Genomic DNA, 8,854 nt, shown 5'->3' with positions numbered 1-8,854 from the left:
CCCCACACGTCCCCCACCGGACCGGACCCTCTCCACCACACGGCGGACCGTCCCTACCTCCCATGGCCGACACACGTCGCCCTGGGAGCGGCGAGGCTCCGTGCGAGGACGGATCGCTCCGTGGGCGAGGGTGACGGGAGTCCCCGGCTGTCCTAGCATGCGCCAGGTCCCGTGATTCCAGGGGGTTTCGCATGCGACCACGTCCGGCCACCACCCTGCTGCTGACCGCCGCCCTGCTGGGCGGCGCGGCGCCCGCCGTCGCGTACGGGGCGGCGCCGCCGTCCGCCGCCACGGCGCCGTCCACGGCAGCCGCGCGGCACACGGCACAGGCCACCACCGGCGCCGTCCGGGCCGAGCCCGTCCACAAGGCCGGCGTCGTGAAGAGCAGCGCCGAGCAGTCGACCAAGAAGAAGAAAAAGAAGAAGAGCAAGTCCTTCGGGCTGATCGGCTGGATCATCGTCATCGTGGTCGTGCTGGTCGTCGTCCTCGCGCTCATGGCGATGCGCCGCCACCGCAAGTAGGCGGCCGAGGGCCGCGTCCGGGCCCGAAGCGCCGCCCCCGTACGTAGGTCCGTCAATCACCTTCCCTTGACGCACAGTTCACGGCTCAATACCAGGGTTGCCCGCACCACCCACGTCACCACCGACACCCTGGGGAGCCGCAGCATGTGTGAGGACGCCGTACACCCCGCGCACAAGGGAATGAACCGGCGCGGTCTGTTCGTGACGGGAGCCGCCGCCGCGCTTACGTTGAACAGCGTGAGCTTCGCCAGCGGCGCCGAACGGCGCGCCCCCTCTCCGGGGAGCAAGGAGAGCAGGACGGTGCGCGGCACCCTGCCCACCGGGTCGCCGGACTACGTGTATCTGCCGGTGGACGTCCCGCGGGGCGTCCAGGAGATCCACGTCGCGTACACCTACGAGAAGCCGTCCGTCCCGGCCGGCACCGTCGGCAACGCCCTGGACATCGGCGTCTTCGACGAGCGCGGCACGGACCTCGGCGGCCGGGGCTTCCGCGGCTGGTCCGGCGGCGCCCGCACCGAGTTCTTCATCCGCGCGGACGAGGCGACGCCCGGCTACGTCCCGGGACCGGTGAGAGCCGGCGAGTGGCACATCGCGCTCGGCCCCTACACCGTCGCCCCCGAGGGCCTCCCCTACGAGGTGACGATCACCCTCACCTACGGGGCACCGGGCACGACCCCGAAGCCCGTCTACCCGCCCGAACGCGCCAAGGGCCGCGGCCGTGCCTGGTACCGCGGGGACTGCCACCTCCACTCCGTGCACTCCGACGGCCGCCGCACACTCGCCGAGATCGCCGCGCTCGCCCGCGCCGCGGGCCTGGACTTCATCAACAGCTCGGAGCACAACACCCACTCCGCGCACGCCCATTGGGCGCCCGAGGCCGGCGACGACCTGCTGATCATGCTCGGCGAGGAGGTCACCACCCGCAACGGCCACGTGGTCGCCCTCGGCATCGACCCCGGCACCTTCGTCGACTGGCGCTACCGCGCCCGCGACAACCGCTTCGGGACGTACGCGCGCAAGATCCGCGACGCGGGCGGCCTGGTCGTGCCCGCGCACCCGCACGCCACCTGCGTCGGCTGCAACTGGAAGTTCGGCTTCGGCGAGGCCGACGCGGTGGAGGTGTGGAACGGCCCCTACACCCCCGACGACGAGGTGTCCCTCGCCGACTGGGACAGCATGCTGGTCGCCTCCGTGCGCGGCGACCGGCAGTGGATCCCGGCGATGGGCAACAGCGACGCCCACCGCGACCCCGACCGCATCGGCGGCCCGCAGACGGTCGTCCTCGCCGACGACCTGACCCGCGACGCCATCCAGGACGGCATCCGCAAGGGCCACTCCTACGTCGCCGAGACGAAGGACGTGGCGCTCGCCTTCACGGCGGCCGGCGGCAAGGGCGCCCACGCGGGCATCGGCGAACGCCTCGACGTCGACCGCGACGCCCCGGTCACCGTCCGCCTGGAGGTCAAGGGCGCCCCCGGCTGCACGGTCCGCTTCGTCACCGACCAGGGCGTCCTCCACACGAGCCCGGCCCTGCCCCCGTCCGGCACGGGCACGGTGGAGTGGCGCACGACCGCGCAGTACGCGGCCTACGTACGGGCGGAGGTCCGCCACGCCCCGGTGGTCGCCGGCCTGCCGGGCCCGCTGACCGCGTTCACGAACCCGATCTTCCTCGGGCGCCGCTGACCGGAGCGGCACCGGCCGGAGCGCCGTCCGCGAGGACGCCGCCCCGGCCGGCGCTCACCCCGGCCACACGATCGACTGCAGTTCGCTGTACGCGTGCAGGGCGTACGAGCCGACGTCGCGGCCCACCCCGCTCTGCTTGAACCCGCCGAACGGGGCCTCCATGTTGCGGCCGATCGTGTTGACGCCGACACCGCCCGCGCGCAGCCTGCGGGCCACCCGGAAGGCGCGGGCGACATCGCCCGACCAGACGTAGTCGATCAGGCCGTACTCGCTGTCGTTCGCCAGGGCGATCGCCGTCTCCTCGGCCTCCTCGGGGCCCGCCGCGTCGAAGGGAACGACCACGACGACCGGACCGAAGACCTCCTCGCGGACCACCCGCATGTCGTTCGTGCAGTCGGCCAGGAGCGTCGGGGCGACGTAGAAGCCCTTGTCCAGGCCGGGGCCCGTGGGGCGTTCGCCGCCCGCGACCAGGCGCGCGCCCTCCTTGCGGCCCAGTTCGACGTACGACTCGATCCGGTCGCGGTGGGCCGCCGAGATCACCGGTCCGACGACCGTGCCCCTCTCGCGCGGGTCGCCCACCTTCAGGTAGCCGATGTAGGCCGTCAGCTTCTCCAACAGCCGCTCGTACACCGGGCGTTGGACGATCACCCGGGTCGGCGCCGTACAGATCTGCCCGCTGTAGAAGGAGAACGTCGTCCCGATCCCCGCCACGGCCGCGTCCACGTCCGCGTCGTCCAGGACGATCGCCGCGCCCTTGCCGCCCAGCTCCATCAGCTGCCGCTTCATGCCGCGCCCGCAGACCTCGCCGATGCGCCGCCCCACCGCCGTGGAACCGGTGAAGCTCACCATGTCGACGTCCGGGGAGTCGACGGCCGCCTCGCCGACGGCGCTCTCCCGTCCGGAGACCACGTTGACCACGCCGGGCGGCACCCCCGCCTCCTCCAGCGCCGCCGCCATCCCGTACACCGACAGCGGGTCCTGCGGCGCGGGCTTCACCACGACCGTGTTGCCCATCGCCAGCGCGGGCGCGACCTTGCCCGCCGGGTTCGCCCAGGGGTTGTTGTACGAGGTGATGCAGGTGACGACGCCGACGGGCTGGCGCACGGCGAGCGCCCCCATGACGCCCGCCCTCCCCATCGGGCTCGCCTCGTTGATCTGCGGCGGCAGCGCCGACTCGACCGGTTCCAGGGCCCCTTGCGCGTACCGCTGGAAGCGCGACACCGCCACGGCGACCTGCATGCCGCGCGCCGTCCCGGTCGTCGCGCCGCTCTCCGCGCCCGCGAGGTCCGCGTGCCGGTCGAAGTCCCGCCGCAGGACGGCCGCCGCGCGCTCCAGGACCGCCGCCCGCTCCCGCGCGGGGGTGCGCGACCAGCTCGCGAACGCCTCGCGCGCCGCCGACGCCGCCGCGTGGGCCTGCGCCCGGCTCGCCTCGGGCGCGAGGCCCACGACGCCCTCGGTCGCCGGGTTCACCACCTCGTAGTGCCCGGCGTCCGGCTCGACCCACTCGCCGCCGATGAACAGCCTCTGTTTCCTGCTCACTTGGTGCTCACCGTCCTGGTGTCGCGGCCGGAGCGCAGCACCTTGCCGGGCACCGCGCCCGACACGACGTCCTCGCGGATCGCCTCGACGCCGTTGACCCAGACCGCGTTGACGCCGATCGCCTTGGAGTCCAGGCGCGGGCTGTCGCCGGGCAGGTCGTGGACGAGCGTGGCCTTGCCCGCGTCGATCCTCTCCGGGTCGAAGAGGACGAGGTCGGCGTGGTAGCCCTCGGCGATGCGGCCGCGCTCGCGCAGCCCGAACAGCCGCGCCGGGTCGTCGGTGAGCATCTTCACCGCCTCCTCCAGACCGACCAGCTTGCGGCCGCGCAGGCAGTCCCCGAGGAAGCGCGTCGTGTACGGGGCGCCGCACATGCGGTCCAGATGCGCGCCGGCGTCCGAGCCGCCCAGCATGACGTCCTCGTGCTGCCAGGTCTCCTGGCGCAGCGCCCAGGAGTCAGGGTCGTTGTCCGTGGGCATCGGCCACAGGACCGTGCGCAGGTCGTCGTGGGCGCAGATCTCGACGAGGCACTCGAAGGGCTCCTGGCCGCGCTCGGCGGCGATGTCCGCCACGACCCGCCCGGTCAGCCCCTCGTTCGCCGCCGAGTACGTGTCCCCGATGACGTACCGCCCGAAGTGCGTCAGCCGACGGAAGACGCCCGCCTCCTTGCTCTCCGCGCGCCGCAGCATCTCACCGCGCACCTGCGGATCCCGCAGCTTCGCGATGCGCTCGGGCACCGGAAGACCGAGGACGTCGCCCCAGCCGGGGATCAGGTTCAGCGCGCAGAACGTGCCGAGCGACATGTTCATGGGCGTGAGGATCGGCATGGTCAGGGCGACGATCCGGCCGCCGGACCTGCGGGCCCGCTCGCTCGCCACCAGCTGGCGCGGCACGCGCTCGGGCACGGCGGCGTCGATGGTGAGCACGTTCCAGTTCAGGGGCCGCCCGGCCGCCGCGCTCATCTCCACGAACAGATCGATCTCGTCGTCGCTGAACTGGTCGAGGCAGCCCGCGACGATGGCCTCCAGCTGGGTGCCCTCGTGCTCGGCGACGGCCCGCGACAGCGCGAGCAGTTCCTCGGGCTTCGCGTGCCGCGAGGCGACCGGCTGCCCGTCGCCGTCGGAGTGCGTGCCGGACTGCGTGGTCGACAGGCCCCAGGCGCCCGCGTCCATCGCGTCGTGGAAGAGCCGCAGCATCTCCTCCATCTGCCCGGCCGACGGCTGCCCGCCGACCGCGTCGGCCCCCATCACGTACCGCCGCAGCGCGCAGTGCCCCACCATGAAACCGGCGTTGACCGCGATGCGCCCCTCCAGCGCGTCCAGGTACTCGCCGAACGAACTCCACGACCAGGGCGCGCCCTCCTCCAGGGCGACCAGCGACATGCCCTCGACCTTCGACATCATCCGCCGCGTGTAGTCGGCGTCCTCGGGCCGCGCGGGGTTCAGCGGAGCGAGCGTGAAGCCGCAGTTGCCGCCGGCGACGGTGGTCACGCCGTGGTTGAGCGAGGGCGTCGCGTACGGGTCCCAGAACAGCTGCGCGTCGTAGTGCGTGTGCGGATCGACGAACCCGGGCGCGAGGATCCGTCCCCGGGCGTCCTCGCTGGTCCGCGCCTCCTCGGCGACGGTCCCCGGCTCGGCGACGACGGCGATGCGCCCGTCCCGTATGCCGACGTCGGCGACGCGCGCGGGGGCACCGGTCCCGTCGACGACGGTCGCGCCCTTGATGAGGTGGTCGAGCATGACGTTGTCCCTCCCTGTACTGCGTGCTGCTGCTCTCGCTTGCTGGGGTGCGGGGTGCGGGCGTGCCGGAACCCCGGCTTCCGTCCGGGAGGGGAAGCCGGGGTGGCTCAGGGGGTCAGGAACCCGCGGCCTGCCGGAAGCGCGTCGTGCGGTGCACGGGGTCCGTGTCGATCTTCGGGATCACGTGCTCGCCGATCAGCTTGATCGTGTTCTTCGTGTCCTCGGGGGAGATCCCGATCGGCAGCCCGAAGCTGAGCTGGTCCGCGCCGGCCTGCTCCCACCGCTTGCACTGCGTGAGCACCTCGTCCGGGTCGCCGCAGATCATCAGCTCCTCGGCGATGAGGAGTTCGATGATCTCCTCGCTGTACTCGGGCAGCAGCTCGGGCCACTCGGGGATGCCCTCGGGCCGCGGGAAGGTGTCGTGGTAGCGGAAGAGCAGCGACTGGAGGTAGTTGAGCCCGCCGCCGACCGCGATCTCGACGGCCTTGGCGTGCGTCTCCGCGCAGATCGCGGTGGACGTCACCATGACGTTGTCGTTGACGAAGTCACCGATCGGCTCGGCCTCCTTGACCGCCGACTTGTAGGACTCGACGACCCACTCCATGTCGGAGACCTTCTGCACGCTGAAGCCCAGGACCCCGAGGCCCTTCTTGCCCGCCATCGCGTACGAGGAGGGGGACCCGGCGGCGTACCACATGGCCGGGTGCGACGCCCCGTACGGTTTGGGCAGGACCTTGCGCGGCGGGAGCGACCAGTGCTTGCCCTGGAAGCCGACGTACTCGTCCTGGAGCCACATCTTGGGGAACTCGGAGATCGTCTCTTCCCATATCTCCTTGGTGTGGTTCATGTCGGTGATGCCCGGCATGAACCCGAGGATCTCGTGCGAACCGGCACCGCGGCCCGACCCGAACTCGAAGCGCCCCTCGGAGAGATGGTCGAGCATGGCCACCTTCTCGGCGACCTTCACCGGGTGGTTGACCGGCGCCAGCGGGTTGAAGATGCCCGAGCCCAGGTGGATGCGGTCGGTGGCGTGCGCGAGGTACCCGAGGTAGACGTCGTTGGCGGAGAGGTGCGAGTACTCCTCCAGGAAGTGGTGCTCGGAGGCCCAGGCGTACTTGAACCCCGACTTGTCCGCCTGGATGACGTACTCGGTCTCCTCGATGAGCGCCTTGTGCTCCGCTTCGGGGTCGACCTTGGCCCGCGCCGCGGGCACGTATCCCTGTACAAAGAGACCGAATTCCAAGGAGGTTCACCGTCCTCGTGAGGTTCTGACGGTTTCTGACGACCCGTCAGATCGTGATGCGTCGACTGTTCCACCGGCCCGCCGGAGCGTCAATAGCTGACGCAACGTCAGCTCTGGTCTCCGGCGTCCGTCTCCGGTCGTCCGTCCGAGGCCCTGGGCTCGGGTGGCTCTGGGCTCTGGGCTCTGGGCTCTGGGCTCTGGGATGCTCTGCGGCTCCGGGGTCAGAGGACGCTGACGCCCGCCAGCCATCCGCCGTCGATGACGAACGGCTGCCCGGTGATGTACGCCGAGTCCTCCCCGGTCAGGAAGAGCGCGAGCGCCGCCACCTCCTCGGGGCGGCCGATCCGGCCGAGCGGCACGAGCTTCTTGTACAGCTCCGCGACCGCCTCGCCCGCCTCCCCCGGGTCCGCCGCCGGGTCCAGCTGCGCCGGGTTCGTCATGGGGGTGTCCACCGCCCCCGGGCACACGGCGTTCACCCGGATGTTCCGCCCCGCCAGCTCCATCGCGGCGACGCGCGTCAGGCCGAGGATGGCGTGCTTGGTCGCCGCGTACGCGCCGACGTACGCCATGCCCGTGAGGGCCGTATAGGACGCGGTATTCACGATCGTGCCGCCGCCCGCGTCGGCGATCTCGGGGGCGACCGTGCGGATGCCGAGGAAGCAGCCGATCTGGTTGACCTGGATGATCTGCTGGAACTCCTCCAGCGGGGTGCTGACCAGCTCGTTGAAGCGGAGGATCCCGGCGTTGTTGACGAGCCCGTCGACCTTGCCGAAGGCGCCCTTCGCGGCGGCCACGGCGGTCTGCCAGTCCGCCTCCACCCCGACGTCCAGGTGGGCGTACAGCGCCGACTCCTCCCCCAGCTCCGCCGCGAGCGCCTTGCCCTGCTCGTCGAGCACGTCGGCGACGACGACCCGCGCGCCCTCCTCGACGAAGAGCCGCGCCTCCTGCTCGCCCTGCCCGCGTGCCGCGCCCGTCACGATGACGACGCGGCCGTCCAGCTTGCCCATGGCTCTCTCCCTGGGGTCAGTCGTTGAGGTGGGGGGCCACGTCCGTGGCGAACGCCCGCATCTGGTCGGTCAGTTCGGTACGGCTCCGGCTGCGGAACCGCACCTGGATCTGGTCGACGCCCATCGCGCCGTACTCGCGCAGCGACTCGGCGAGCGCCTGCGGCTTGCCGGTGAGCGTGCGGCGGCCGACGGACCAGCCGGGCTCCCCGATGTACAGCGCCTCGGTGATGGCGCCGACCACGATCGGGTCCGCGATCCCCGCCTCCTCCCGCAGCCGCCTGAGCCGCGCGATCTGCGCGGGCAGCTTGTCGCGCGGGTCGCCCTGCGGCAGCCAGCCGTCCGCGCGGGTCGCGGCGCGGCGCACGGCAGCCGGCGAGGAGCCGCCGACCCAGATCGGCACGTGCGTCTGGGCGGGGCGCGGCAGCTGGCCGAGTCCGCTGAACTCGAAGCGCTTTCCGTGGTGTTCGGGGTACTCCTCGGGGCCGAGGGCCGCCTTCAGGGCGTCCACGGCCTCGTCGAGCACGGGGCCACGGCGGGTGAAGTCGACGCCGAGCGCCTCGAACTCCTCCGGTACGTGTCCGGCGCCGACGCCGAGGATCAGGCGGCCGCCGCTGAGGTGGTCGAGGGTCGCGTACTGCTTGGCGGAGAGGAGGGGGTGGCGCAGGCCGACGATGGCCACGTGGCTCAGGAGGCGGACGTTCTCGGTGGCGGCGGCCAGGAAGGAGAGGGTCGCCACGGGGTCGTACCAGGTGGTGCTCATCGCTTCGGCGAGGCGGTGGGGGATGGCCACGTGGTCGCAGCTCGCGAGGTAGGCGAAGCCGGAGTGGTCGGCGGTGCGGGTGATCTCGACGAGGTCGTCGACGCTCGCTTGCGCCTCCCATGGCTCGGCGTACAGGGTGCTCTGCGACTGGATGGGGAGCTGCATCCCGTAGACGAGCCGCCCCGCCGGAAACCCCCACCCTCCGACACCGTTCATGCGAGAACCCACCCCTCACTAGACCTGACGGACTGTCACATCCTGATAGCTGACGCACCGTCAGACAAGGGGTCGCGCGGCCGGCCTTGAACGGGGCCCCGCGCCTTGGGTCCGCCTGCGGGGCGGGGCCGCGGGCGCCTGGCGGGGCG

Annotated in this window: 7 protein-coding genes; 2 read left to right on the top strand and 5 right to left on the bottom strand. The window is 72.1% G+C overall.

The window, feature by feature from the left end:
• Window positions 1-191: 191 nt before the first annotated feature.
• Together AOK22_RS29250 and AOK22_RS29245 are read left to right on the top strand one after the other, a co-directional pair.
• Window positions 192-521 carry a hypothetical protein gene (locus AOK22_RS29250; protein ID WP_055701731.1) on the top strand — a complete coding sequence of 110 codons (330 nt, stop codon included), beginning with the start codon at window positions 192-194 and terminating at the stop codon, window positions 519-521.
• A gap of 144 nt (window positions 522-665) precedes the next feature.
• Window positions 666-2,204 (top strand): CehA/McbA family metallohydrolase, encoded by a 1,539-nt coding sequence (locus AOK22_RS29245; RefSeq protein ID WP_055701730.1) that lies wholly within the window; start codon window positions 666-668, stop codon window positions 2,202-2,204.
• A 54-nt stretch (window positions 2,205-2,258) separates the two neighbouring features.
• On the opposite strand, the gene AOK22_RS29240 is transcribed toward AOK22_RS29245, so the two are convergent.
• From AOK22_RS29240 to AOK22_RS29220, 5 genes are all read right to left on the bottom strand, one after another.
• On the bottom strand, window positions 2,259-3,743 hold the full coding sequence (locus AOK22_RS29240; RefSeq protein WP_055701729.1) for an aldehyde dehydrogenase family protein: 1,485 nt from the start codon (window positions 3,741-3,743) through the stop codon (window positions 2,259-2,261).
• The gene (locus AOK22_RS29235; RefSeq protein WP_055701728.1) at window positions 3,740-5,479 is read right to left on the bottom strand and encodes an N-acyl-D-amino-acid deacylase family protein; all 1,740 of its coding nucleotides are present in this window, start codon (window positions 5,477-5,479) and stop codon (window positions 3,740-3,742) included. The genes AOK22_RS29240 and AOK22_RS29235 overlap by 4 nt, the downstream gene beginning before the upstream one ends.
• Window positions 5,480-5,594: 115 nt before the next feature.
• Window positions 5,595-6,722: an LLM class flavin-dependent oxidoreductase gene (locus AOK22_RS29230; RefSeq protein ID WP_055701727.1), complete on the bottom strand. Its 1,128-nt coding sequence runs from the start codon at window positions 6,720-6,722 to the stop codon at window positions 5,595-5,597.
• A 221-nt stretch (window positions 6,723-6,943) separates the two neighbouring features.
• On the bottom strand, window positions 6,944-7,729 hold the full coding sequence (locus AOK22_RS29225) for an SDR family NAD(P)-dependent oxidoreductase (RefSeq protein WP_055701726.1): 786 nt from the start codon (window positions 7,727-7,729) through the stop codon (window positions 6,944-6,946).
• A gap of 16 nt (window positions 7,730-7,745) precedes the next feature.
• The gene (locus AOK22_RS29220) at window positions 7,746-8,654 is read right to left on the bottom strand and encodes a TIGR03619 family F420-dependent LLM class oxidoreductase (protein ID WP_107102055.1); all 909 of its coding nucleotides are present in this window, start codon (window positions 8,652-8,654) and stop codon (window positions 7,746-7,748) included.
• Between the last annotated feature and the right edge of the window lie 200 nt (window positions 8,655-8,854).

This window comes from Streptomyces silaceus (genome assembly GCF_001419745.1).
Classification (GTDB): domain Bacteria; phylum Actinomycetota; class Actinomycetes; order Streptomycetales; family Streptomycetaceae; genus Streptomyces; species Streptomyces silaceus.
The sequence above is the reverse complement of the archived record's forward strand: the minus strand, read 5'-3'. Positions and strand labels throughout refer to the sequence as shown.